The sequence below is a fragment of the Pseudochryseolinea flava genome, assembly GCF_003286915.1.
GTDB classification, from domain to species: Bacteria; Bacteroidota; Bacteroidia; order Cytophagales; family Cyclobacteriaceae; genus Ohtaekwangia; species Ohtaekwangia flava.
The window spans coordinates 159,582-185,362 of record NZ_QMFY01000009.1 but is presented as its reverse complement, the minus strand read 5'-3'; the positions used below and the strand labels follow the sequence as shown (position 1 = coordinate 185,362).

Here is a 25,781-nt window from a genome sequence, read left to right as displayed (position 1 = left end):
TTCTCTGGAGTGCTGCATCAAACCAATACCAAACCATGCGACACGTTCTTTTTATTTTATTCGCGCTCATCTCCATCGGGGCAATTGCGCAGCCAAAAAATCTAACACCGGCCAACAAGGCAGAAGAAGTGGGCTTATCATCACAGCGTCTACAACGTATTGACGCCATGGTGGAAGAACACATCAAAAGTAAACTCATCCCAGGCGCAGCCGTATTCATTGCGCGAAATGGGAAAGTCGTCTATCACAAAGCGTACGGATTTAGCAACGTTGAAAAAAATACGCCGCTAAAAAAAGATGATATATTTCGTATTGCCTCTCAAAGCAAAGCCATTACTGCACTCGCCGTGATGATCCTGTGGGAAGAAGGAAAATTCCTTTTGGATGATCCCATCTCGAAATTCATCCCTGAGTTTAAAAATCCAACTGTGCTCAAAACTTTCAACGAGAAAGATAGTAGTTACACCACAGAGCCCGCACGCAGTGAAATCACCATTCGGCAACTCCTGACACACTCGTCAGGGATCGACTATGCTGTAATCGGGACCAAGGAATTCAAAGCAATTTTTGCAAAGGCAGGCGTACCCAGTGGAATTGGGAGTAACAACATGAAACTCGGCGACAAGATGAAAATTCTTGGTAAGCTCCCACTCAAACACCATCCTGGTGAGCGATGGACTTATGGACTTAACAATGACGTGCTTGGCTATTTGGTCGAAGTGTTGTCAGGAATATCGTTCGACAAATTTTTAAAACAACGTATCTTCGATCCACTGGGCATGAAGGACACATACTTCTATTTGCCAACTGAAAAACAATCACGTCTTGTTGCGTTGTATGATGGTTCAGAAGGGGCTATCAAAAAAGCAGCATCACCATTCAATGAAGTTGCCGACTATCCAACGCTCAACGGCACGTACTTCTCCGGTGGCGCGGGGCTTTCTTCGACTGTAGAGGATTACGCCAAGTTTCTTCAACTCTTTTTAAATAAAGGCGAATACAATGGTGTTCGCTTAATCAGCAGAAAAACTGTTGAGCTTATGCATACCGATCAAAAGATAAAAGAAACAGGTCCTGTCGGGCTAGGATTCGGTCTTGAAACAGACACTAACGACGGCAATAGTGTGTTATCTCTCGGATCGTTTAGTTGGGGCGGTGCATTTAACACGCACTATTGGGCCGATCCGCAAGAAAAACTTGTTGGTTTAATTTACACGAACGTATATCAAACACAAGTTTGGAGCATAGGCGAGAAATTCAAAGTACTCACCTATCAAAGTATTATTGACTAACGTCAGGTACGTATAAAAAAAACGAGCGGACTAGCCCGCTCGTTTTTTTTATTCTTGAATTTTCAAATCGCGATGAAATCCATTTGACAATCGATTATAAGGCAACTCCACAATCAAATCTTCATCTTCCGTATGTGCGCTTATTTTATTGATGTCGATAAAATACGGAATGACTTTACTGTAAACGATGCGCGGTAAGTCGATCATCATATCTTGTGACAATAAGGTTGTATAATGATATATCGTCAAACTGTTGTTGTGAATTTCAACATGTAGTGAATCGCGGCTGATGCCTGGTATTCTCATGCGGATCTCACGACCTTCGTGGTTGTGATTCACAATCATCTGCGGTTCGCTCATGCCACCGTTTATTGTGTTCAGCACATCTACGGCTGTGCCAAGATCCAAATAGTTATGCTTCTTCATACGCTGTTCTCCTTCCACTGAAAAGGTAACAATACACATACCAAGACTAGCCGCGTTACAAAACCACTTGCCTTTTTAGTGATCAACAATGATAAAGTGGTGCATTATCCTCATCCGACAGCGCGAACACGCGGAATAAAACGCAACGTCTGTGGGGATTTTTCCTCTAGCTGCATGATCTGACAAACAAGCACGCTACTTTTAATGCGACGGTTCTACATTACTTACATCAAACAACGTTATATGAAAACCACTGGCTTACCCGTTAGCAAACGACTTGCTCTTTCTCTTCTGATTCTTCTCCTGATTTCTTCATGTTGCCGCAAATCACTGTACGTATCTACCTATGCAGGCAATGGAACATCCGGCAATACAAATGGTGTTGGGTCTGCAGCTTCTTTTGCACAGCCTATCGATGTTGCCGCAGACAAGAAAGGAAATGTTTATGTTGCAGAGAAAGGTAACAATGCCATTCGAAAGATCGCGCCAAACAAAACGGTAACCTTATTTTATGATTGGGCACGGCGACCGGGAGCTGGCTTTGTGGCGATCAGAAATCTTGATGCCGACAGCAATGGGAAACTCTTTGTGATCGACGATGACAACCTCAGCATTCAAACTATTGAAGGTGGCATATGTTCTACGTTGACTGGTAAGCGTCGCGACGACGAATATTATTACAACTACATTTCCGTTGATGGATCACCCGACAGTGCTTCTTTCTTCTATCTGTTAGACCTCACGGTAAATGGATCAGAAGATTTTCTGTTCGCGATTGATCGTATTAGAACTTCCCCAACCATTCGCCAAATCACCATGTCAGGATTTGTTACAACACCCTCGGCATATTCGGAAGCATTCGGCTCGTGCATCACGATGGATGCTAAGAACAACATGTATTTATCGAGGGGATCGAAAGTCGTAAAAGTAAGTCCTACAGGGACGGTTACTGATCTTGCCGGTAGCAACACGCCGGGATACGCTGACGGTGTTGGTGCCGCGGCACAGTTCAACAACATATCTTCCATTGATGCCGACGCGAAAGGAAACGTCTACGTATCTGACAATGGAAATCATCGCATCCGAAAAATTTCGGTCGAAGGAGTAGTAACAACGCTCGCTGGAAATGGTACCGCGGGATTTGTAGACGGTCCAGGAGGCACGGCACAGTTCAACGACATACGAGGCATCGTCGTGTACAAGTGTGCAGTTTATGTCGCCGACCTGGGGAACAATCGCATCCGACGGATTTCTATTCCGAAATCGTAAATGCGAAGACAACTCAATGGACGTGGTTACTCTTTGAAGCGCAACTTGAAATACAACAAAGTAGATGCAAGCATGAGTGTAAGCATGTTGGCAACGATCACGGGAATATCTTTAACCATGATGCCGTACACCAACCATAGTGTGACGCCAAGGCAGAATATTGAGAACATGCTCAACGAAAGATCTTTTGCAGATCGGGATTTCCAAGTTTTAATGACTTGAGGTAAAAAAGCGATCGTGGTACATGCGCCGGCGACCAATCCCAAAATTTGTGTGTTCATAGTGTTTGAATACACGACAAAGGTAAAGAAACGTTGCGGTTCTGTGGGGTAGATGTAATTTTTTCACGCAAGTCATCCACTATAACGATTGCGGAAAATAACTGATGCTAGCGTCAGCTCTGGTGAATGCTAGCCCAGCCCCGTGGGAACGAAGCTGGGAAGTGCTATTTAGATGTCTGATCGTTTGAGTTTCAGGTACGCAAAATAATTGAAAAGGAACGTCCAAACGAGTACAATGGCGATAGTCGTGAAGGTGAGATAGTCTCTAATTTCCATGAACGCATACCGTGGAAAGGGAATATCAATGAGGTACCATATTGACTTCATCGGAAAGATCGTGATCAACCAATCGGGCACATGGTCGCGGAGATTTTCGGTGATGATCAACTCTATCGTCTGTGTCAATAGCACTAAGATAATTGTGAGCCCAGACCGTTGAACGAGTATACCCAGCATCAACGCATACGACAAGAAGAAAAATACCTCCAGGAAATATGCAAAGAAGAACTCAAGGTCGGTTACAATCAACTCTAAACTCACAACAGGGCTATAGATCAATCCTGTTATTAATCCGATCACAAAGAGCATCACCACGCTGATAGCGCTATACATCACGTTTGCCAAAATCTTTGTTACAAGAAATTGCTGTCGGCTTAACCCGTCGATGATATTTTGCCTCGCAGTACGATAAGTAAACTCGTTGGTGACCGAGATTACAATCATAATTGCTAGCACGATCTTCAAGAATCCACCAACCCAAATCAGGTTGAGCCATACGTCAGGAAAATGATAAAGCGGAATTCTGTTGATGTTGATTTCCTGACCAAATCCTTCAATGGTACGGGCCAGCAATTTTAGAAATTCCATTCCACTTGCCGCGCCAACACCAAGTGTCAAAAAATAAAGACCACCTACTACCCAGAATGTGCGGTAGTTGGTCATTTTCTTAAGTTCTATTTTCAGGAGATGTAGCAGCATGACTAGTGAGATTCAGAAAGGATTTCAATAAACATTTTTTCAAGACTTCTCTTCTGTGTTTGAAGATGCGAGGCAACAATGCCATTCTCAAACAAAAATCGATTGACGTCAACACTATGGAAACCTGTTCGAAGCGTTACATGACAACTACCATTCTCATGATTGATTGTCGATGTTCCTGGAAAGGTCATTAGAATTTCGTTGAGATTCGCTATAGATGCTTTCACCTCCACTACCTCGGCGCCATTGCCAACGTCATCTACGGGCCCGACGTGCACCAAGTTACCACGCTTCAACACTGCAAAATGTGTACATACCTTCTGAACTTCATCTAACAAATGGCTCGCTAAAATTATCGTCTTACCACTTTCGGCAATTTTTTTGATCAGCCTACGGATATCCGCGATTCCCATCGGATCGAGACCATTCGTTGGTTCATCAAGTATCAATACCGTCGGATCGTTAAGCAACGCTGAGGCTATTGCGAGTCGTTGCTTCATCCCCAATGAATATGTTTTATAGCGATCATTGCGACGCTCCGTGAGCTCTACGATATCCAACACTCTTGCAATGTTCTCTGTTGGACACTGCTTGACCATGGCGTTTAACTCAAGATTCTTCTGTCCGCTCAAGTATGGATAGAAGATAGGATGTTCGAGGACTGCGCCGATTTTCTTCCGCACGTCATGGGATGGAGGCTCACCGAACCAAGAAAATGCTCCTTCCGTTGGGTTAACAACGCCCATGAGCATTCCTAAAGTGGTCGTCTTTCCACTACCATTCGGGCCAAGCATTCCAAAAACTTGTCCCGCCTTTACTTCTAAATTCAAGCTATTGACCGCACGAAGTTTTCCGAATGTTTTCGTGAGCGCTCGGATTGAAAGAACATTTTCCAAAGTATTGCTGATTTATGATTACTAGTCGAACGACTTCCAATTGAATTACATCACTGTTCAGCTTTCTTCTCGGATTTATTTGCAATTGTTTTTATTCTCTCACCGATATCTGCGCTTGAGTCGAGTGTTTTAAAAAGTTCCATCACATTATTCAACGCAATGCTTCCGACGATGTCCAACACGTATACACTTTCTGTATCATTCACAATGGCTAACATGCCGAGTGTTTTTCCATTCTTCTCCTTCATGAGAACATTAAAGTTTCTGCCTTCATGGCGACTGTTCATGATCTCCTCAAATGATTCGGATCTGTAATCGCTAATGAGCTTCTTGAAGTTATCGTTGGTAAAATTCTTTTCCTTCTTATTTACCCACACAACCTTCATTTTCTCAATATCCTTAATTAGTTCATCGAAGGCAGCATTCTCACTTTGATTCACCATACGAAGTGTATTGTGATAAAGGAAGAATGTTCGCGAGCTATATTTTTTATCTAAAGCTTCAGTGGTCTTTGTTTGCGCTACCGTGAAAAAACTCACGGCTACAAGCATAAACATGATGGGGTATCGCATAAAATATTAGGTTGTCTTTGATTTACGTTTACTATGATCTTCTACGATCTTCTCCGGATATAGTTCGCCTCTAATCTCAAGTGCTGTCACATCATGACCATTTTCGATAATCATGAAGTACAAGTCACCGTTTTTGCCATCACGTTGAAAAATGGTGAGGCGTTCACCTTCATTATAGGTACTCACAAGCTCCTCGAATTTGTCTTTCGCTAAGATCTTTTTGAAGCCTTTTGTTGTGACGTTCTTTCTTTTGAATTCTGCTTGCGGAATATTAATGAGACGCACGCTTTTTACTTTTCCGAAATCATCTTCCCAGTCGCCGTCATCGGTGAGAAGCAACACAGTTTTTACAAGAAAACTGCCTGCTTTGACAGAAACTACATTGTCGCCACCCTGGAATTTATTCTTCAGTGTGATGAAGCTATCGCTTTGGGCAGCGGCGGACAACGAGATTGTCAACAATAAGAGAGAGAGTAGTTTTGATTTCATGGTGATATAATTTTGGTTAATCACTAGATGCAAGTTTTGGGCCGCTCGTTGCATGAAATAAAAAAGTTATGCTGAAAACAGCATAACTTTCTTGAACCAGTATTAATTGGTCTTGTCTTTTATTTTTTCGAGGTTTTCAAGCCCCTTCACATCCATTTTTTTGCCTATGCGCGACACTTGACGAAGGTCTATTTCCCCGAACAAGCTCATGATCATAAAGTCTTTCGTTCCGCCCATCACCATCACAAGTTCTGAAATCTTTCCGCCACTTTCTTTGATGTAGAACTTCATGTCTTTGTCCTTGTCGCGAACAGCCATCAACTCTTCAAATTCTTTCATCGGGATCAACGCGAAGGCTTCTTTATACAAGGCGCGTGCATCGGATGTGTTTTCTTTAACGAGTATTCTCAATCCTTTCAACTTGCTGATGGCGTCGAGCACTTCTTTGTCTTCTTTTGTATCGGCTTCCATGTTGGTGAATAATCCGAACATTTTTGAAGAGATCGTCACTTGCGTGAAAGACTCATCCGCTTGATATTTGGTAAAGAACTTCGAGATCGCGTCTTGCGCTTGTAAGCCAGTCGTCACAATCATCAACATCGCTACTACTACTATCTTTTTCATATACAGAATGTTTATGCTTTTCTAATTTTTATTTGAAGTACGACTGCTTGGGGGGCAGTATCTTGAGGTTACTTTTTTTCAGGTGTCTTGTTAATTCCTTCTTGCGCTTCGTTAAACATGTTCAACTTGCGCGCTTGTTCCTCTGCTTTTCCGAAACTTTTGGAGATCATCATCAATGCTTTTTTAGTTTCTTCGAAAGCGAGTTTTGGATCATCGTAAGTATCTTCGACCGTTGCGCTTGGGGGATCGCTTTTACGAAGTTCTTGACGTACAAACCATACGGCGGCTACGAGTACGGCTATGCCTGCAGCGATGCGCATGGAGTTGTATACAAGCTTTACGATTTTTCCTTTCTTCGGCGCTACGCTGTTCAGTATGGAGTTATCAAAGCCAATATCGTTTAGCGATTTTTTTTTGCTCACGTCAAAATATTGGAATAAGGCAGCGGTGTCTTTCAATTGTTCTGGAATCTCGCCCGATTTGAAATACTCCTTCAACTGCTGCTCTTCTTCTAAGGAAGTTTCGCAGTTCCAGTATTTGTTTAAGAGTTCTTCAATTTTTTTAGAGTCCATAAGCATTGATCTTAGTTAACTTTTCCCGTACAGCGTTTCTGGCGCGAAACAGATTTACTTTCACCTGGTTCATGTCCAGCTCCATAATTTCACAAATCTCGTTGTAACTATACCCCTCCACGTCGCGAAGGTGTATAATCTGGCGTTGCTTTTCAGGCAATGCGGCGATAAACTGTGTTATGCGTTGCATGTCTTCATGTGCTTCCGTTGACTCGTGCGGTGTTAAAGTTTCTTGGCGAACATCAAACGACGATTCAATAGGCTGCGTTTGCTTGCGGGTTAGCGATCGAATTCTGTCCAGCGACAGGTTTCTGGTGATGCGCATACACCAGGCCTCCCAATTCTGAACCTCGTGCATCTGATCGCGACCGTTCCAAACCCGAATAAATACCTCCTGTACCACGTCTTTCGCCTCCTCTTCGTTCCCCAAAAACTTGAGAGCAAAGCGAAAAAGCTTGTTTTTAGCTGGCAAAACCCGGTTTTGAAATGCTTCCTGATTCATCCGTTGAAATTCAATAACAAGACGCCGGCATTGGAGCGATGTTACAGTGGAATTGTAAAATTATTTTAAAAAACAGAGGCTAAAGCGGAAAGCAGAAAGCTTAAAGCGGAAAGTTTTAAAAGTTTAAAGTTAAAAGTTCAAAGTTTCAAAACTGATACACTGATAACTGACAACCGATAACTATTTCCGTTTCGCTTTCACTTCGCGGATTAGCTTCACATCTACATTTTCCTTGGCGATATATTCATAGTTTCCCTTTCCGAGGTGGGCAAGCTTCTCAAGGTTCTTCGATGACCCCATACCTTTGCCAAAATTAAAAATGGAGAGGTAGATGTCCTGTGTCGAAAATTTCTGAATGAGTGACAACGTAGCGTCATTCAATACAAATTCGCCATCAGTGGCCAGAATGATCCGGTTGTTACCACCGCGAACATAATGCTCATCTGCAACCTTATATGCTAATGAAATCCCTGCGTCGCCGTCCGTTTTCCCCGACGACTTCAAACTTTCTATCGCTTTTTTAATTTTCTCCTCCTCCTTAAATGAAATGGCATCCAACATCACTTTCGGTTTACTCGAAAACGTGATGATTGAAACCTGATCTTCCGCGCGCATCATGGAAATCAAATCAAGCACCGACTTCTTCAGCACTGGAAATTTTTCAGGTGTATTCATGGAACCTGAAACGTCTAAAAGCAAAACCAAATTATTAGTCGCGTAACCTTCCATCGAACGAAGATTCTCGTCACCAGCGTAAATTGTAACCGTATCACGACGCTCGATGTAGACAGTGTCGTGTACAACTTTAATCGATTGACTTGCCGGCGGCGGCGTACCACTCCCTCGATTTGACTGCGCTGTTACCGATGCTGGCGCTTCTGCAGCCTTCACACTAATATTAGGTTGCGCTGCCGGCTTTTTTTGCTCACCCATTTTCTCTTTAGGTGAAGCCAATTGAAACAACTCCGGTTGCTTCACCACTTTTAAATGCGGAATGGTTTTAGACAAGTCACAAAACTTGTTGTAATCATCAGCAATCTCATTATACATGTAAACCATGCTGTGGTACGGATGATCATAAAATCCTTCCTTCGCCGGTTTTAGCTTTTGCAAATGTTCGCTAAGTGTTTTTGAATTTTTAGGTAAATCTTCATAAGGCGTATAAGGGCAATTTCCATTGTTCCTTCCGATCTTCTCTATTCCCTTCATGTTCGTGTATTCATTGGCGATAACGTCGCGAAGCGTAGCGTCAATTTTCTCCGTTGAGATTACAACGTTGGCATTTCCCAAGTAATATGCTTTTGCTTTGAATAGTTGTTCACGGTCTAGGTCTGTCAAATTCAAAAGCGCCTTTCCAGAAATATACCAGTTGTCTGTAGGCGCTGCAACGGGGTGGCTATCGAAATACGCGCGAAGATCAATATATAAAACTTCCTTGCGTTCATCCCATGTAGAAAAAAGCTTGGCCATGCGCTCAAGAACCTTATAAGTATTCCCAAGACGGTCTTGTTCATATTTACGTTCCTTCACATCGACCGCCAATGACGCACACTGTTCGTTCATCTCTTTTAATATATTCAATATAACCGTAGCCTGATCATTAAAAGTTTTGGATGCCAATGGCGGAAGAACTTTGCTATCTACCACAACTTTTTGATATGAAGACAAGGGAATTTCAAGTCCTTTAAAATCAAATTGCATGGCCCCATGACGACTGTAGTCATCTATATTCTTATAATATGCTGCACTCGAACTAAAGTTTCCAACGATCAATTGCAAATGATTTACTTGTCGCCAAGTTTCATTTAAAAATTCAATGTATTCTGTCAGCACAATGAAGGCATTGGTTGTGATGGCCGTTTTAGCTGGCGGAAATGAAACCGCATGGTGTGGAATATCTTCAAACGGTTTCACTGAAATATTTTCAACTTGAGATTGCGTTCTGATTTCATACAATGGAAAGTATTTAATGGCTTTCAATCCGTGGTATCCATTGCCTTCAGAAAACTGCAAAAATGTATTATAGTTTGTCAGTACACCACCATTGAAGTAATTGATCAAGTCCATGTACACCCTATTACTATACTCGTCCGATTTTTTTGCCTCGTATGTGTATTGATCAAGCCCTCGACGTTTTTCTTCGAGAATATCGGACAACGATCCTTGAAAGGACGTCCACATGCTCGACGCTGGATATTTCAACGCCGGTGTGCTTGACTTCAGTGAAACAAGCGCTTGATCTGTTTGCATAATGCTCGCTTCCAATTTCTCGACTGGCCATCCCGTATGCACTTCCCGTGCGATGTTGAATGTCCATTGGTCAATTAGATTTCTTTCCGCTTGTACTTGTCTTCGAATGGCCGCATCAGACTTTGCATAAACACCTTGAGGCGCACCAGCATTTAGTTTTTTGTAAGCATCTTCAAGTGCAGTGTTCAATGCCCGCTGCTTTTCTTTGTAACTTTTCAATAGTGGCGGAATGTTTTCGATTATGGTTAAGGCCTTTGCAAAGTTGTCTTGCTTATAATCTTCTAGTTTATGATACGTGTCAAGCGCTTTACATTGCTCATCAATTTTTGCAGCAGCGTCTTGTAGCGCACGCATTGCAGGCTGAATTTTGGCTAACGATGTTGCAGGAATATTTTTCTGAAGTGCTAATGCTGTCTTTGCATAGTATTCTTCCAGTTGCACCGGGCATGTATACCGTGGTGGTCCCCATGAGCGTTTTTGTTTCAGTGATGGATAATAATCGATGATACTTTTCACTACGGCGGTCATTTCATCGGCGGACTGATTAGCGTAGTCGACATGCGCATTGAGTGCTTTTTGTTGTAGGGGCGTGATGACTTGCGCCTGTGCGGACAAAGCAAGAAAGACAAGCATGGCGAGCAATAACGTGTGCAATGTGTGAGCTGGCGCAAAACTTTTGCATTCCTCAAAGCGTCTCTGTGAAATGGCGCGAAATATTGATAAATTATTCATGTTTTTGAGGTTATGGAAGAAGCTGAAAAGATAGTGGTCATACGCGAATTCGATGATGCAATAGGCGCCAATATTTGCAAGACCAAACTTGACGCTTACGGCATTCCGTGTTTCTTGACGGAAGAAAATTTGGCCAACCTCTATCCCGGTACTCACCTCCTGGCAATCAAGGTACGACTGCATATTTTCCATAAAGATATTGAACAAGCCGATCATGTGCTACGCGAAGCCGCGATGCAAAAAGATGATGGCTCGTTTATGAGTTGCCCTGGTTGCCATTCGTCTAGACTCGAGCGTGATTTCCCGAAACGTTTCTATGACAAAGCTCTCTCTGCGTTGGGTGTGCTTTTCTTTGGCGTGTTCATCCCGCAAAAAAAAGTTTATCGATGCCTAGACTGTGAGCAGGAATTCGACTAAAAGTATTTAATCGCATTTGAAAACTTGTTACTCGGGACGTTCTCAGTTAACTTTGGCATTCATCTCTCTAGTTATGTTTCCAAAAATTCTTGTGGGTGTTATGGGGCCTGGTGAAAATGCTTCACCGGAAGACAACGAAATGGCTTTCGACCTCGGTTTCGCTATTGCCAAAAACGGTTGGGTTACGCTAACAGGCGGACGCAGCTTCGGCGTAATGGACGCTGCCATGAAAGGCGCGCGTGAAGGCAATGGTCTTACAATCGGTATTCTACCCGACAGCAATGATCACAATGCATCTGAGAATGCACAGATCAGAATTGTTACTGGTATGGGTAGTGGTCGAAACTATATCAATGTACTCTCCAGTAACATCATCGTCGTGCTTGGTATGGCGGCCGGTACAGCTTCTGAAGTTGCACTCGCGATCAAATCAAACAAAAAAGTAATCCTACTCAATCAAGATGAAATCACTATTCGCTTTTTCAAAAACATCGGCACTTACCGTGTGATGGTTGCGAAAACAGTAGAGGAAGTGGTTCATCAGATTAAAGATTACTTAGCGGTGCACCAGCGCGCATAAGTAAGCGTTGCGCGTTTCCTGCCTCAAGCACCAAGTCGTTTGGTCTTGCGATTGAACGACATCCTATCTTCTTATAATTAATTATCGAGAACGTTATCGGATTTTTCACCGCATGCCAATGTCGTGGTGATAGCTCCTTTACAATTTAACGTTCTGGGCGTTTCCCGCCGCGGCGGGCCGCGCTGTCCGCTATACTCCTCCCCCGAGAACTGGGGTCCGGGGTGACGCTGCCATCGCTAACGCAAATGCGACTATTTAATGCAGCACCCAAATAGCTCAGATAATATCACACAAAAAAAAGAGCCACCTTATCAAAAGATGACTCTTTATTATTCTCGCGACACCCGTTCATCAATAACGGATAACGGATCACTATTTCTTCAACACGGTAAATTCTACGCGTCTATTATTGGCACGTCCGGCATCCGTATCGTTTGTATCGATTGGTTTTGATTCACCATAGCCGTGCGCAGATAAGCGGTTGCTGTCAATCCCTTGACTGATCAGATAATCAACAACAGATTGTGAGCGGCCTTGCGAAAGATTTGCGTTGTAATCATCTGAACCTTTGTTGTCAGTATGACCAGCGATCTCAATTTCTACAGATTCATTTTGTTTGAGGAAATCCACCACCTTGTTCAACTCTGTAAAGGATTCTTTCTTCAATGTCGTTTTATCAAAATCAAAATAGATATTCTTCAAACGTACTGTAACACCCACTTCGATTGGCGTCAGATAAACATCTTTCACAACAGGTGTATTTTCCAAGCTCTCCACTTCTACGCTATCCGTGGTATTCAGATACCCTTCCGCAGAAGCTGTAATGATGTATCTTCCAATCTTTGGAATCTCGCGCTCAAAGCCACCTTTTTCGGCCACCAATTTAAAAGCTGTTTTTTTATCGCCGCGCACCGTGATATCAAGTTTAGCACCAGGAATGAGCTGATCTGTTTTCTTGTCGAATACACTACCCGCGAGAATGAGTTTCTTTGGCACAGGCTTCAATAGTAATTCAACATAGATCGTTGTATCGCGTACCAGTAGGGGTACCGTGATATTTTGACTTTTCGGCTGGAATCCCTCTGATTTGGCGCTGATGGCAATCGATGGTGTTTCGACGAGCTTCGATTCAAATTTTCCGGTCGTATTGGTTTTTAACTTAGACGGCTCTTTGTCTTTAACAGCAATTTCTACCTCAGCAACCAACGGCTGCTGATCTTTTTCATTCAACACAACACCGGTCAGGTTAACTTTAAATGTTTTGGGCACCAACATGTAGAGGTCGAGTTGTGCGCCTTCCATCGCCTTATTCGCGCGACTCGTAAAAACATTTCCCTGCGCATCGATGGTAAAATAATAATCGAGCGCGCTGGTATTGATCGGCTTACCTAGGTTTTCAGGCACTGACCAGTTCATCCAAGTATCATCCAACCGTGTGGTTTTGTAAATATCGGTACCGCCTTGACGACCAGGAGCCTGACGTGCACTGGCGAAATACAGCGTTTTTTGATCAGGTCCGATAAACGGTCCTACATCATCTGTTGTCGAGCTGAGTTTCATTTTCTCCGGACGCGACCATGAACCATTCGGCTGTACGTGGCTTGCATAAAGATCGCTGTCAGGGCTATTTTCTTTTTCGCTGAAGTAAATCAGCATATGCTTCATATCTCCCGACATGCTTGCGCCGTAAAACCGTCCCTTGTTCATCGACTTAAAGTCTTTCACATCGAGTTCGCGCAGTGAACCACCGGTGACGAGAGAAAATCCTTTTTCTCCCTTTGTTCGTCCACCTTTTATAAAAAGGCTTCCATCGGGCAACACGGTGAATACTTGATTGGAACGATGAATGTTATATGGATTTCTTAAATGCTCCGCTGGCGACCAGGTGCCATTCGCATCTTTCTTCGACATCCAAATGTCTTGGGTGTCGTCTTTTCCCTGCGAGTTTTCAGGATGGTCTTGCACGAAAAAATAAAGGGTATTTCCATCGGGAGAAATAACCGGTGCCGCTTCGTGGTGGAAGGTGTTAACCGTTTTGTCCATTTTCACAAGTTCGTAGCGTTGCAGCGAGGCGGTGGTTTGTGCAATAACGGTTACCGACAGCAACAATCCGGCAAAAAATAAAAGCGGGGTTTTCATAACTATACTTTTAACTGGGTAAAGTTAAACTAAACAAGTAACGAAGCGAAACAAAAAAACCGGGACTTACCCGGTTTGAGCGAAGGTTTTGACACCTCACATGTTCGTATTGCCAATAATCTTAAGGTGTCCCATCAGTAGCGTTCCCAAAATCACGACCAATGCCAAAACATTTAGGTAAGTAAGTCTCTTGAATTTAGAAGAATCGTCAGTCATTTTCTTCGATGTTGTTCTGGCTACCGTAATTAAGATTACCGCTAAAAGCATCCCGAAAGCGTGTTCGAATTTAAAGTACCTTTCGCTTCCAGCGCGTGGGCTGACAAAATAAAGAATTAACCCTACCAGAAATTGAATGTGCGTTACGATCAGAAGGATCAGACTGAAGACATTGTCTATCTTTTCAAAAGGTTTTTTTGACACAAGCCCTAGCAGTGATTTTCCAATCACGATAAGTAACATGATAAGTACAAGATAACGTACCGAGGAATGCGTATGCAATAGACCGATATACATGGTGAGTAAATTTAGATTTAAAATTAGCATAGCTTTCCCAAAGTTCCGAACCTTTGAGCGCTTCTTTGGTTTGGACAAAAGTGATATTTTTGATCGCTTATTCGTCATGAAAAGAACCCTTGCCCTGTTTGTCCTGCTGCTGGCCACAACAACTGCCTTTGCGCAAGACAGTACAAAAAACAACGTACCGGATACTGTAAAAGTCGGCGCTTACATCATCAGCGTTCACGATATCAACTTTCACGATAAGGAATACACCATCCGCTTTTGGCTTTGGTTTGTCTACGACAATCCGGATTTTGATTTTTCAAAACAACTCGATATTCCCAACGCAAAAGAAATTGAGCCACCCGAAATCATCAACGATAGCATTGATGGAAAGGCTTGGACAATCATGAAGATGAAATGCACGATGAAAGAAAGTTGGGACGTGAAAGATTTCCCATTCGATTCACAACATCTGCGTGTTCAAATTGAAAACACTTTGTTCGACAACAAACATCTCATCTTTGTGCCTGATGTGAAAGGCAGTCGCTTCGATGAAAAAGAAGCCATCGATGGTTGGAACATCACCCACTTTCAAGTGATCAACAAAGAGAATGACTACGAGACGGGCTTTGGCGACGCCTCCAATCCGGCGCAAGTATTTTCAACATTCAACATTGAAATGGACTTAGAACGTGATGCATGGGGATTGTTTTTAAAAATCTTCATCGGCATGTACATCGCATTTCTGATTGCCATGGTGAGCTTCACACCACATCCTTCAGAGTTAGAACCACGGTTCGGATTACCCGTCGGTGGTTTGTTTGCAGCAGTCGGTAACAAGTACATCATCGATTCTCTACTACCCGAGTCGTCGGCATTCACGTTGGTTGACACGTTGCATACCTTCACATTTTTTGCTGTATTTATCACGCTCGTTGTTTCGGCGCTATCGCTGAAGCTTCACGACGCAGGAAAGATCCAGCAATCGGAACGGGTGAACAGCATCGGTTCGCGTTTTGTAATCGCCGCATACGTCAGTGCCAATCTGATCGCAATCCTTTTGGCGCTGAACTAACCACCTTCATCAAAAATTCTTGGCATTTCGTGAGTATGATCGTTACCTTCGATCCGTTAAAACTAATTCTATCCAAATGAAAAAAATATCCGCGCTCGCCGCACTTATGCTATGTTTGTTTGTGATCCATGCAGATGCACAAACGTTAACTTCAAAATGGAATTCTGAGGCAACGCTAAGTGTACCGGAAGCTGTTCTTCTCGATGCAAAAAACAATGTAATCTATGTCGCGAACATCGACGGCAAACCCGATAGCGTTGATGGTGCAGGCTTCATTTCTCAACTCACACCGGACGGTAAAATCAAAAATCTAAAATGGGTTACAGGTCTCGATGCTCCTAAAGGCATGGGCTTGGTGAAGAATACGCTGTACGTGTCAGACATCCACCGTGTTGTGGCCATCGACATTACTGCGGGCAAAATATCACAGCGCATCGACATCGCTGGTTCGGCCTTTTTGAATGACATTACTGTCGATGACAAAGGCAATGTTTACGTTTCGGATACCGGCACTGGAAAAATCCACAAGATCGTCAATGGCAAAGCTGAAGTATTTTTCGAAAGTCAGGATATCAAAAGTCCGAACGGGTTGCTCGCGCTTAAAGAAGGACTCTACATTGCCGACTTCGGAACAGGTGCGTTTCATAAACTTGGATGGGACAAGAAGCTCACAAAAATTGGAACCATCGTAGCAGGCTCTGACGGAATTGTCCAGCTAGAAAAAGATAAATTCCTTGTGTCAAGCTGGTATGGCGAAGCACATACGATTACCGCCAGCGGTGCCGTTGAGAAAGTGCTCGACACAAAAGATCAAAAACTCAATGCTGCTGACATCGATTTCGACTCAAAAACGCGCACGCTATATGTTCCTACGTTTTTTGCCAATACGGTAGCAGCCTATACCCTCGGTAAAAAATAATTTCAAAGAATTTTAATGAAGATGGTAATGGACCAATCCGTTACCATCTTTTTTATTTACGAGCCATCTTGTTCTTGAACAGCGAAAGAACTTCACGCGTGGTCGTCCATTTTTTGTAACTTCATTAGTGATCATTACCTGTTGAAATCTTCAATCAATCATCTGTCCTTTCTTCTTTCTACTCTAATCTTATAGCCATGCAGGGCAGACCTACCGTTTCCACACGCAATGCGCAAATAACAAAACCATTAGGAACGAGCTGTAAATCACCACTTCGCTTTAAAAGCTACATTAATATGGGTGCATTGTTCGATTCATTTTCGTATTTCTGATTTCCCGCCCTGGAATAAGTGGGAACCGATACTTTTTTATAAATTTCAGAAACATTTTCATTATGGATAGCAAACCTCTTTCACTGGATCAGCAAGTAGCGTTGGAAACACAACGGTATATGGTGAAGGTATATGGCTGGATGTTTCTGGGATTGGTAATCACAGGATTTGTCGCATGGTATACCGCAGAGTACACCGATTTTATTGATTTTATTCTAGGAACAAAGTGGATGTTTTTTGCTTTGATTATCGGGCAGATTGTTTCTGTGTTCATCTTGGTCAGTCAGATTAATCGTATGTCTGCATCGGTTGCCACGTTTGTATTTTTGCTATACTCCATGTTATTCGGCTTAACCATGTCGATGATATTTCATGTTTATGAAAATGAATCAATTGCGACTACCTTTTTAATTACAGCGGGAACATTCGGCATCATGAGTGCCTGGGGATATACAACCAAAACAGATTTGACAAAATGGGGTAACCTGCTTTTCATGGGTCTTATTGCTTTGGTGATTACCGGATTGGTGAATACTTACTTCATTGAAAGCACCACGCTTCATTGGATTACGTCTTGCGCCGGCGTGTTGATCTTCGTTGGCTTAACGGCATACGATACGCAGAAAATCAAAAACCTTAACATCATTGGTAACGAGGGATCTGACGAAGACCATAAAGAGGCGATCATGGGTGCACTCACGTTGTACCTCGATTTTGTAAACCTCTTCTTGTATTTGTTGCGCATCTTCGGAAGAAGGAAGTAAGCAACATCATAAAATTCCCTCTCGAATTCATTTTGCCGTTCATCGAAAACATGGAATACATTTCCTGTTGCTAAACTATTTTCGCGCCATGAAAACAACGCTCTTTGCTCCTGCATTATTTATCGCTCTTGCCTTTATCGGGTGCGACAAACGACAGGGTAATCTCAAAACGATTGAATCTGAAAATCAGCAATTCGCAGTTGATACTTTAGCCAAAGGATTGACGAATCCGTGGGGCGCTGCTTTTCTTCCCGATGGAAAAATCTTAATCACCGAACGCAAAGGCGTTATCAGAATATTTAAAGATGGTGAACTGCAAGAGCAAACTATCGAAGACGTTCCTGCGGTGTTTGCTAAGGGACAAGGCGGACTGTTGGACATCACGCTACACCCCGACTATGCAACGAATGGCTGGATTTACCTCACCTATTCAAAGCCAGGTGCTAATGGTGCCAGCACGACGGTATCGCGCGCCAAACTAGACGGAAATAAATTCGTTGAGTTTCAGGAATTATTCTCTGCACAACCATTCGTCGATTCAGACTATCATTTTGGATCTCGCATCGTGTTTGATGGCGAGGGCCACATGTTTGTTTCGTCAGGAGAGCGCGGCGATAAACCGAGTGCGCAAACGCTTTCAAATCACCTCGGCAAAGTTCTGCGTTTAAATGATGATGGTAGTGTGCCCAAAGACAACCCATTCGTGAATACACCTGATGCTAAACCAGAAATTTGGAGCTATGGTCATCGTAACCCTCAGGGACTTTTCTACGATCGCGACACCAAAACGTTATGGGAAGCAGAGCACGGTCCAAAGGGTGGTGATGAATTGAACCGCGTTGAAAAAGGAAAAAATTATGGCTGGCCTATAATCACCTACGGAATCGATTATGATGGAAAGCCAATATCCGATATCACTGAAAAAGAAGGACTCGAACAACCAGTATTCTATTGGGTTCCGTCTATTGCCACGTGTGGCATCACGCAAGTAAAGGGTGAGCTTTATCCAGGTTGGAAAAATAATATCCTTGTTGGCGGTCTAATCTTAACACACGTAGCCCGCATTGAACTCAACGATAAAGGACAATTCCTGAAACAAGAAAAACTTCTCGATAAAGTAGGGAGAGTTCGATTGGTCACACAAGACGCCGAAGGGTACTTGTACGTTCTCACCGAATCTCCTGGCCTACTCTTGAAATTGATTCCCGTGAAGAAGTAATGGATTAGACAGCGGCAAGCTCAAATGCTGAGACCGCTTCATTGATCATTGCCAATTCATCATCACCAAGCGTAAAGGATAATGCTTTCACATTCTCTTTAACTTGTTGTTCATTACGAGCGCCTACCAATACACAATCCATCGCAGGTTGACGTGTTGTCCAGTTGATCACAAGCTGTGACAAGGTAGCGTTATGCGCATCGGCAACCGGTTTGATTCTTTCCAGAAGTCTGTTCGCGCGAATGATATTTTCTTTCGTGTAGAACTTATTTCCATCGCGCGTATCGCCATCGTTAAATTGATGATCAGGTTTGATTTTACCGGTAAGTAATCCGCGTTGCAACGGACTGTAAGGAATGATACTCATCTTTTTTTCAATCGCCTGTGGAAGAACTTCCTTTTCAATATCCCGATTGATCATGCTGTAAGGCACTTGGTTGGATACGATATCCAATGTTTTTAGTGCCTCTTCGACTTGTGTTGCCGTGTAATTACAAACACCTGCAGCGCGTACCTTACCTTGTTTGATCAACTCCTTCACAGCATCCATGGTTTCAGCGATCGGCGTAGTCGCATCTGGCCAGTGTATTTGAAGCAGGTCGATATAGTCTGTCTTCAACCGTCGAAGGCTGTCTTCACATTCTTGAATGACACTTTCTCTAGAAGACAGTTTGTAAATCTTAACAGGAGAACCATCATCAAATTTTGTATCGAAGAAAAACTCTCCACGATCCGATTTCCAGTTCAGTCCATACTTGGTTAGAATTTGATATTTATCACGTGCAATTCCTTGCATCGCACGCCCCACAAGTTCTTCACTCTTGCCAAAACCATATACTGGCGCTGTGTCTATTGTTGTAATACCGTTATCATACGAAGCGCGAATGGCAGCAATCGCCGATGCTTCTTCGGCACCTCCCCACATCCATCCACCAATTGCCCATGCACCAAATGCTATGGGTGTAACCTTTACAGAAGAATTTCCTAACACTTTCATATACCGAAATCAACAATCTTTAAACTTTAAACTTTCGACTTTGAACTTTCAACTCAATTCCCCATCATCACAAACGCACCCCAATAATACGGATCTTTGTATTTCGCCATCAACTGAAGCTGTGCTTGTTTGAATGCTTTTTGTTTGTTACCAAGCTTGATGTAGTTGGTATAAAAATTCGTCATCAACGCTTGAGTTGCAGCATCATCTACTTTCCACAACGACATGATTAAGGCATCGGCACCGGCCACTAAAAAGGCACGTTGCAAACCGTACACACCTTCTCCCGCTTTCACTTCGCCTAAGCCCGTTTCGCATGCACTCAATAACACAAGTTCCGTTCCTTCTAAATTCAAATTCATCGCTTCATATGCGGTGAGTATACCATTATCGTTGCTCTCTAAGTTAGGAAGTCGTTTGCCACTTGCCGTTGACGACGCACCAGCCAACATCAAACCCGATCTCAACAATGGATTATCGTTCGCATTGTCGAAGTGGATTCCAAAGGCGGAGCCTTCATCACCTTTGTCTTGCAAGAAATAACCGTGTGTTGCAAAGTGAAGAATCCATGGTGACTTAAGTTTCTTTACGTTTGCCTCGCTTGCTGTTTTCTGTGTGAACATGGTCACCTGATACGCTGATGCTTTTAGTAGTTTACTCACACCGTCAAGTTCGGTTTTTGTTCCCGGAAGCGCTGCGATTTCCGATCCACCGTAATCAGGAAATCCAATGAGCGTTGCATTCTTCTTAGACGTTTTCGTTTTTTTATTTTTCAACGCGAGTAGGTCACGAGAATTTCCCAACACAACAATGTCGTAGCGATTAATTACATAATCTGCGCCGGGTTTCTTCATCGTATTTAAGTTCAGTTGACTATACACACCGTCTGGCGACAAATAGATCATTTTTTTACCTTGCAACTCCGTTTCAAGTTTTGCCCAATACTGATCATACGAGTGTTCATCGTTAAGTCGCTGGTGGATCGCATTGCGATAAAACTTAGCGTACCGTGTCTCGAGTTGTTGTCCATTGTCGAGCAGCACCATCTTTGGGGCTTCTGCATTCTTGGTAAGGACCAACGCCACGTAGCGTGATTCACCTGTGAACTTCTGATCGTATTTCTGTAGCCTAACAACTTCTACAAGTGCTTCATTATCCAACAATGATTTTTGCAATTGTGAAAATTGTACTTTCTGAACACTATACCCAGAAGAGAAATCCGTTGAACGCTCCGATAGTTTTCGCTCCATGGCATTCGTCGCGCGCTCCAACGAGTCGAGGTTAATCTTCTGATTTTTTAACTCCTCTTTCGAGTAAGCATACAAGCGCGACAGTGATTCTTTTGCGTCCAGCCACGCGAGATAATCTTTAATCAAAAGTCCATCTTTACTAGCAAAAATAGCTTGCTTCACTTTGTTGGTTGAGTTGAGCAATAGCCCCTTCGTTGCGATCTGATAGTCAAACATCGCCTCAATAGCATGCGCATTCTCCGTGCTGGCCTCAATTGAGAAATTGTAGAAACGTTGAAATCTTGGAAAGAGGACATCCCAATATTTTGTTTTCTCCGATTCACTCATCGGTGGGAAGTAGTTGTTGATAAAATCCATCGACTTATCCATCACTTCACGGTAAGTCATAAAGGCTTTGTCCCACGCCTTTTTCTTCCAATGTAGAATTGCCAGATCTTCTTGAGATTGCACGTACAGCGGATGATTTTTACCAAGTGTCGCTTCACGAATGGCCAATGCTTTCTCTAGCGCAGGCTCCGCATCTGGATAGCGTCCTTTATACCGATAGAAATTTCCGAGATCGTTTTGTGCCCGTGCATACGCAGGATGTTGTTCTCCTAAATTCGATTTATAAATAGAAAGTGCTCGCTTTAAAAGATCCTCGACTTTGTCTTCCTTGCCCATCGTCATGTACAACGCGGCTTGATTACATAGCACTGTGGCAAGATCAGGATTCGATTTTCCTAACGTCTTCTCTAAGCCTTGATAGGTCGCTTCCGCGTCTGGATACTTTCCTTCCAGTTGGTACAGCAGGGCGAGGTTCGAAAGAAACTTTGCGTGATTACTAGACTTCGTGCTCGAAAGCTTTGCTGAGATTGTTGTTGCTTCTTTCAATTTCCCTTCTGCTTCTTCATAACGACCAACGCCTTGCAGAAGCATCGCTTCGTTGTTCAATACAATTGCATAGGGCATACCTTGCTCCAACTTATTTTGTTTCAAGATTGCTGTAGCGGCCTCGATGTCGGTGAGCGCTTCATTGTACTGTGCAAGGTTATATTTCAAAACACCATAGTTATTGAAAGAAGCTGCGACGCTCGTACTCGTTTCACCGAATTTCTCTTTCCGCAAGTCCAATGCTTCTGCTGTATATCCTTGTGCTTGCGTGTAACGTCCCATCGTAGAATACAACAATCCCATATTCGCGATGGTCTTGATATAGCCGATATCGCCAGTGAGATTTGCACCTTCGTACGCTGCTTTTGCCGCGTCAAATTTACCACTCGCCATTTTGAACCATCCGTTACCATAATACACCTCCCCCATTTCGCGATGACCACGCGCTTTCTCCGCATCAGTTCTTTCTTCATCTTTCATGAATGCCAGTGTAGCGCTGGCCGCAGAACTCAACATGGCCGTACTTTGTCCCTTCTTTTTTAGATCGAACAGACCTGAGTTATCACTTACAAGAATGGCATAATCAAAATCTGTAGAATCAAATTCCGCGCGCGCCTTTTCAAGATTCTTTACCCCGATAGTTGCCACACGCTCGCGATTTTCTTTCGTATTAAGATCTTTCGCCATGTCGGTCGCCGTTTTTTTCAGATCTTTTAGTATCTGTCCATGGGCGTTCATGGTAAAGGCTACCGCGAAAAACACGAGAAGATTTCTTATCAGTCTATTCATATCAAACAATTGATCAGTCAAAATTAATACAAACAATAATTGACACATCATCAAAAATTGAACTAAACGGCGTTCCAGATGTAAAAAACAACATCACCATGCACAGTTGCAAGACTACATGTTGATGGTGGGATGTGTTCCGGTTCGTTTGTGGTTGAGGTACTTACCGGCTTGACACCTTTTATTTTAACGTCAAGAGGTCATCCTTAACACATCGGCACATTTGTTATCTTTGCCGTCTTATGCAAATGCTCAAACTCCATCGCTCTACCACACAAGCGGTTATCACGTCTTTAGACATGATTTTTAATGAAGGACGATATGCCGACAAGGTTATCGAAAAAACGCTCAAACAAAACTCAAAGTGGGGTGCTCGCGACCGCCGATTCATCGCGGAGACAACATACGACATCGTGCGATGGTATAGAACATTGCGAACCACAACCAAAGCCGAGGAAGGAGATCACTGGAAATTGCTGGCTGGGTGGCTGATTTTAAGTGACTATCACATGCCACCATGGGAAGAATTTAAAGGCGTCAATCCAAAAGATGTACTCCAATCATATCAAAAATTAAAAGGCATTCGGAAAATTAAAGAGTCTATTCCCGACTGGCTTGATGAGCTTGGCGAACAAGAACTAGGCAACCGCTGGTCAACGGAACTCACCGCATTAAACGAAGAAGCTCCGGTTGTACTTCGCGCGAATACATTGAAAACAAATCTGCGGGAGCTCCAGGAAAAATTATATGACGAGAATGTAGAGACGAGTTTAGATGAAAACTTTCCGGACGCGCTGATACTGAAGCAACGTCAAAATGTATTCACGACGCCGTCATTTAAAGAAGGGCTGTTTGAAGTTCAAGATGCGGGCTCGCAACGCATCGCACCGTTTCTTCACATCGAGCCTGGCATGCGCGTGATCGATGCATGCGCTGGTGCTGGCGGGAAAACGTTACACCTAGCAGCCCTCATGAAAAACAAAGGACGCATTGTGGCCATGGACGTTGAGCAGTGGAAACTCGACGAGCTTCAGAAACGCGCGCGCCGTGCAGGTGTATCGAATTTGGAAACACGCATCATTGAAAATTCGAAGTCATTGAAACGACTAGAGAATTCTGCCGATCGCGTTCTCCTTGATGTTCCTTGTTCTGGATTGGGTGTGTTGAAAAGAAATCCTGATGCGAAGTGGAAACTCTCGCCGGAGTTTATTACCAACGTTCTGAAGTTGCAAGAAAATATCTTGGCCGACTATGGTACGATGTTGAAAGTCGGCGGGGAAATGGTGTACTCTACGTGTAGTATTCTTCCTTCCGAGAATCAACAGCAAGTTGAAAAATTCCTGAAAGCAAATGCTGGAAAGTATACATTACAAGAAGAGGAGCATCACTGGCCGAGCGAAGGATTTGATGGCTTCTACATGGCACGCCTAAAAAAGGAAAGTTAAGCGCGACCTTTAAAAGCATACGCATTTGGAAATTTCCGATCTTTCATCAATTTGCGCAGCATATTATCCGATTAGATTTTGAAAATCATTACTACCATTCTGATCGTTCTCTATAGATTCTGGGTATTCCTGGTCTTTACGGTGTTTATGATCCTCTTTTTACCCGGCATCATTATTCCGTTTTTCTTCGGACAGAAAGCGGGGCGCATCGGGTATACATTCCTTTGGTTATGGTCGTGGGTATTTAGTATGCTCACGTTTATTCGATATGAATTTCACGGCAGAGAGAACTTCAAAAAAGGAAAGTCTTATATCTATGTCAGCAACCACACATCATTTCTCGATATTCCAGGATTGCGTTTGCTCATCCCTGGTCAATTTCGACCGTTGGCGAAAAAGGAACTCTTAAAGATTCCGGTCTTCGGTTGGATCGCGCAAGCTGCCACGGTAATCGTTGATCGTTCGAGCCAACAAAGTAGGAAGAAAAGTATCGACCGCCTACGAAAGATTCTACACGATGGACTGTCAATCTTAATTTTTGTAGAAGGCACACAAAACAGATCGAAGGAGCCGTTGCAACCATTTCACGATGGCGCCTTTCGAATTGCCATCGACACACAAGAACCGTTGTTACCGATGGTAGTTATCGGCGCAGGGCCACTGATGCCGCCCAGTACGATCAAAGTGCTTCCTGGTAAAATCAAAATTTATGTTGGCCGTGAGATTCCTACAGCGGGGCTTACACATGATGATATCCCAAGACTGAAGCAGCAAACTTTTGACATCATGAAAGAAATGATTGTAAAAAACAATCACTAAATTCGATCATGGCACAAACATCAAAGCAATACATTCAACGCTTGCAAATCATTCACGCGGCTCAAATGGTGATGATTTCAATTTTTAGTTTCATCGCTTACATCTCGCGTCCTGCTTTGATGGAGGGACACGAAATGTTTCTTTATATACTGGCCGCAATCACGATGGCAGGCATTGTAGGATCACGATTTGTTTTCACGATGCTGATCACCAAAGCTCAAAATGAACCAACGCTTACAGCAAAACTTACAAGATACCTCACCGCCTATATTGTAAGGCTTGCGTTTCTTGAAGCACCAGGTTTTTTCGCTGCGGTAATCGTATTGATCACCGGAAACATTTACGCTTTTTTAGCAACCGTCGGAATACTCATGATGTTCTTTCTGGTTCGACCGACGCCTGATTTAATCAAGCTAGAACTTCAACTTGGCGGCGATCAACGCACACGCATCGAAGATCCTAACGGCGTGGTCATGGAGTGAGATCGCTCACTTTTCTTCTGCAAATCATTACAACGTCACACTCAGCGTACAATTCGCAGATCTGCCATCAGACGTTCACACACCTGGGCCGGGATATATCGTCGGTCGTTTCGTAAAGTAAATTTCATCCTTCGTGGCTAAACTTATGCACGCTAAGTAGAAACCAGAATTCATTTCCCCACAAGGAACACGAGGAACACAGGGCGGCACTTCGGCATTCCCTCGTGAACATTGTGTTCTTCGTGGCTAAACTTATGCACGCTAAATAGATAGCAGAATTCATTTCGCCACAAAGAG

At 43.3% G+C, this 25,781-nt stretch carries 25 protein-coding genes; 11 read left to right on the top strand and 14 right to left on the bottom strand.

What is annotated here, in order from left to right:
• Positions 1-35 precede the first annotated feature (35 nt).
• Complete coding sequence (locus DQQ10_RS17590) at positions 36-1,292, top strand: serine hydrolase domain-containing protein (RefSeq protein WP_112748203.1); 1,257 nt, start codon at positions 36-38, stop codon at positions 1,290-1,292.
• Between the two features lie 48 nt (positions 1,293-1,340).
• On the opposite strand, the gene DQQ10_RS17585 is transcribed toward DQQ10_RS17590, so the two are convergent.
• On the bottom strand, positions 1,341-1,718 hold the full coding sequence (locus tag DQQ10_RS17585) for an Hsp20/alpha crystallin family protein (RefSeq protein WP_133259689.1): 378 nt from the start codon (positions 1,716-1,718) through the stop codon (positions 1,341-1,343).
• A 243-nt stretch (positions 1,719-1,961) separates the two neighbouring features.
• Between DQQ10_RS17585 and DQQ10_RS17580 the strand changes: the two genes are divergently transcribed.
• Positions 1,962-2,987 carry an NHL repeat-containing protein gene (locus DQQ10_RS17580; protein WP_165823988.1) on the top strand — a complete coding sequence of 342 codons (1,026 nt, stop codon included), beginning with the start codon at positions 1,962-1,964 and terminating at the stop codon, positions 2,985-2,987.
• Positions 2,988-3,013: 26 nt separating this feature from the next.
• Here the strand turns inward: DQQ10_RS17580 and DQQ10_RS17575 are convergent, their stop codons facing one another.
• From DQQ10_RS17575 to DQQ10_RS17535, 9 genes are all read right to left on the bottom strand, one after another.
• Complete coding sequence (locus DQQ10_RS17575) at positions 3,014-3,268, bottom strand: SemiSWEET transporter (RefSeq protein WP_112748200.1); 255 nt, start codon at positions 3,266-3,268, stop codon at positions 3,014-3,016.
• 168 nt (positions 3,269-3,436) lie between these two features.
• Positions 3,437-4,246 (bottom strand): hypothetical protein, encoded by an 810-nt coding sequence (locus DQQ10_RS17570; RefSeq protein ID WP_112748199.1) that lies wholly within the window; start codon positions 4,244-4,246, stop codon positions 3,437-3,439.
• 2 nt (positions 4,247-4,248) lie between these two features.
• Positions 4,249-5,142, bottom strand: a complete 894-nt coding sequence (locus DQQ10_RS17565) for an ABC transporter ATP-binding protein (RefSeq protein WP_112748198.1) — start codon at positions 5,140-5,142, stop codon at positions 4,249-4,251.
• 50 nt (positions 5,143-5,192) lie between these two features.
• Positions 5,193-5,714, bottom strand: coding sequence for a DUF4252 domain-containing protein (locus DQQ10_RS17560; protein ID WP_112748197.1), 522 nt, complete (start codon positions 5,712-5,714; stop codon positions 5,193-5,195).
• A gap of 6 nt (positions 5,715-5,720) precedes the next feature.
• Positions 5,721-6,203 carry a DUF4252 domain-containing protein gene (locus DQQ10_RS17555; protein ID WP_165823987.1) on the bottom strand — a complete coding sequence of 161 codons (483 nt, stop codon included), beginning with the start codon at positions 6,201-6,203 and terminating at the stop codon, positions 5,721-5,723.
• Between the two features lie 102 nt (positions 6,204-6,305).
• Positions 6,306-6,827 (bottom strand): DUF4252 domain-containing protein, encoded by a 522-nt coding sequence (locus DQQ10_RS17550; RefSeq protein ID WP_112748195.1) that lies wholly within the window; start codon positions 6,825-6,827, stop codon positions 6,306-6,308.
• Between the two features lie 68 nt (positions 6,828-6,895).
• The gene (locus DQQ10_RS17545; RefSeq protein ID WP_112748194.1) at positions 6,896-7,399 is read right to left on the bottom strand and encodes a hypothetical protein; all 504 of its coding nucleotides are present in this window, start codon (positions 7,397-7,399) and stop codon (positions 6,896-6,898) included.
• Complete coding sequence (locus tag DQQ10_RS17540) at positions 7,389-7,901, bottom strand: RNA polymerase sigma factor (protein ID WP_112748193.1); 513 nt, start codon at positions 7,899-7,901, stop codon at positions 7,389-7,391. The genes DQQ10_RS17545 and DQQ10_RS17540 overlap by 11 nt, the downstream gene beginning before the upstream one ends.
• Positions 7,902-8,081: 180 nt before the next feature.
• Positions 8,082-10,883 (bottom strand): VWA domain-containing protein, encoded by a 2,802-nt coding sequence (locus DQQ10_RS17535; protein WP_112748192.1) that lies wholly within the window; start codon positions 10,881-10,883, stop codon positions 8,082-8,084.
• 12 nt (positions 10,884-10,895) lie between these two features.
• Here DQQ10_RS17535 and DQQ10_RS17530 point away from each other — a divergent pair, with 12 nt between their 5' ends.
• Together DQQ10_RS17530 and DQQ10_RS17525 are read left to right on the top strand one after the other, a co-directional pair.
• Complete coding sequence (locus tag DQQ10_RS17530) at positions 10,896-11,300, top strand: putative signal transducing protein (protein WP_112748191.1); 405 nt, start codon at positions 10,896-10,898, stop codon at positions 11,298-11,300.
• Between the two features lie 73 nt (positions 11,301-11,373).
• Positions 11,374-11,880: an SLOG cluster 4 domain-containing protein gene (locus DQQ10_RS17525; RefSeq protein WP_112748190.1), complete on the top strand. Its 507-nt coding sequence runs from the start codon at positions 11,374-11,376 to the stop codon at positions 11,878-11,880.
• Between the two features lie 372 nt (positions 11,881-12,252).
• Here DQQ10_RS17525 and DQQ10_RS17520 read toward each other — a convergent pair whose 3' ends face one another.
• Positions 12,253-14,019: an OmpA family protein gene (locus DQQ10_RS17520; RefSeq protein ID WP_112748189.1), complete on the bottom strand. Its 1,767-nt coding sequence runs from the start codon at positions 14,017-14,019 to the stop codon at positions 12,253-12,255.
• Positions 14,020-14,115: 96 nt separating this feature from the next.
• Complete coding sequence (locus tag DQQ10_RS17515) at positions 14,116-14,532, bottom strand: cytochrome B (RefSeq protein ID WP_133259688.1); 417 nt, start codon at positions 14,530-14,532, stop codon at positions 14,116-14,118.
• Positions 14,533-14,638: 106 nt separating this feature from the next.
• On the opposite strand from DQQ10_RS17515, the gene DQQ10_RS17510 reads away from it, so the two are divergent.
• The 4 genes from DQQ10_RS17510 to DQQ10_RS17495 all read left to right on the top strand — a co-directional run bounded on the left by DQQ10_RS17510 (position 14,639) and on the right by DQQ10_RS17495 (position 18,829).
• Positions 14,639-15,595 carry a ligand-gated ion channel gene (locus DQQ10_RS17510; protein WP_112748187.1) on the top strand — a complete coding sequence of 319 codons (957 nt, stop codon included), beginning with the start codon at positions 14,639-14,641 and terminating at the stop codon, positions 15,593-15,595.
• A gap of 76 nt (positions 15,596-15,671) precedes the next feature.
• Complete coding sequence (locus DQQ10_RS17505) at positions 15,672-16,514, top strand: SMP-30/gluconolactonase/LRE family protein (RefSeq protein ID WP_112748186.1); 843 nt, start codon at positions 15,672-15,674, stop codon at positions 16,512-16,514.
• A 394-nt stretch (positions 16,515-16,908) separates the two neighbouring features.
• Positions 16,909-17,610, top strand: a complete 702-nt coding sequence (locus tag DQQ10_RS17500; RefSeq protein WP_112748185.1) for a Bax inhibitor-1/YccA family protein — start codon at positions 16,909-16,911, stop codon at positions 17,608-17,610.
• 88 nt (positions 17,611-17,698) lie between these two features.
• Positions 17,699-18,829, top strand: a complete 1,131-nt coding sequence (locus tag DQQ10_RS17495) for a PQQ-dependent sugar dehydrogenase (RefSeq protein ID WP_112748184.1) — start codon at positions 17,699-17,701, stop codon at positions 18,827-18,829.
• Positions 18,830-18,833: 4 nt separating this feature from the next.
• Here DQQ10_RS17495 and DQQ10_RS17490 read toward each other — a convergent pair whose 3' ends face one another.
• On the bottom strand, positions 18,834-19,826 hold the full coding sequence (locus DQQ10_RS17490; RefSeq protein ID WP_112748183.1) for an aldo/keto reductase: 993 nt from the start codon (positions 19,824-19,826) through the stop codon (positions 18,834-18,836).
• A 53-nt stretch (positions 19,827-19,879) separates the two neighbouring features.
• Positions 19,880-22,738 (bottom strand): CHAT domain-containing tetratricopeptide repeat protein, encoded by a 2,859-nt coding sequence (locus DQQ10_RS17485; RefSeq protein WP_165823985.1) that lies wholly within the window; start codon positions 22,736-22,738, stop codon positions 19,880-19,882.
• Between the two features lie 242 nt (positions 22,739-22,980).
• On the opposite strand from DQQ10_RS17485, the gene DQQ10_RS17480 reads away from it, so the two are divergent.
• The 3 genes from DQQ10_RS17480 to DQQ10_RS17470 all read left to right on the top strand — a co-directional run bounded on the left by DQQ10_RS17480 (position 22,981) and on the right by DQQ10_RS17470 (position 25,484).
• Positions 22,981-24,183, top strand: coding sequence for an RsmB/NOP family class I SAM-dependent RNA methyltransferase (locus tag DQQ10_RS17480; protein ID WP_245970452.1), 1,203 nt, complete (start codon positions 22,981-22,983; stop codon positions 24,181-24,183).
• A 78-nt stretch (positions 24,184-24,261) separates the two neighbouring features.
• Complete coding sequence (locus DQQ10_RS17475) at positions 24,262-25,002, top strand: lysophospholipid acyltransferase family protein (RefSeq protein ID WP_112748181.1); 741 nt, start codon at positions 24,262-24,264, stop codon at positions 25,000-25,002.
• Between the two features lie 8 nt (positions 25,003-25,010).
• Positions 25,011-25,484: a hypothetical protein gene (locus DQQ10_RS17470; protein ID WP_112748180.1), complete on the top strand. Its 474-nt coding sequence runs from the start codon at positions 25,011-25,013 to the stop codon at positions 25,482-25,484.
• Positions 25,485-25,781 lie beyond the last annotated feature (297 nt).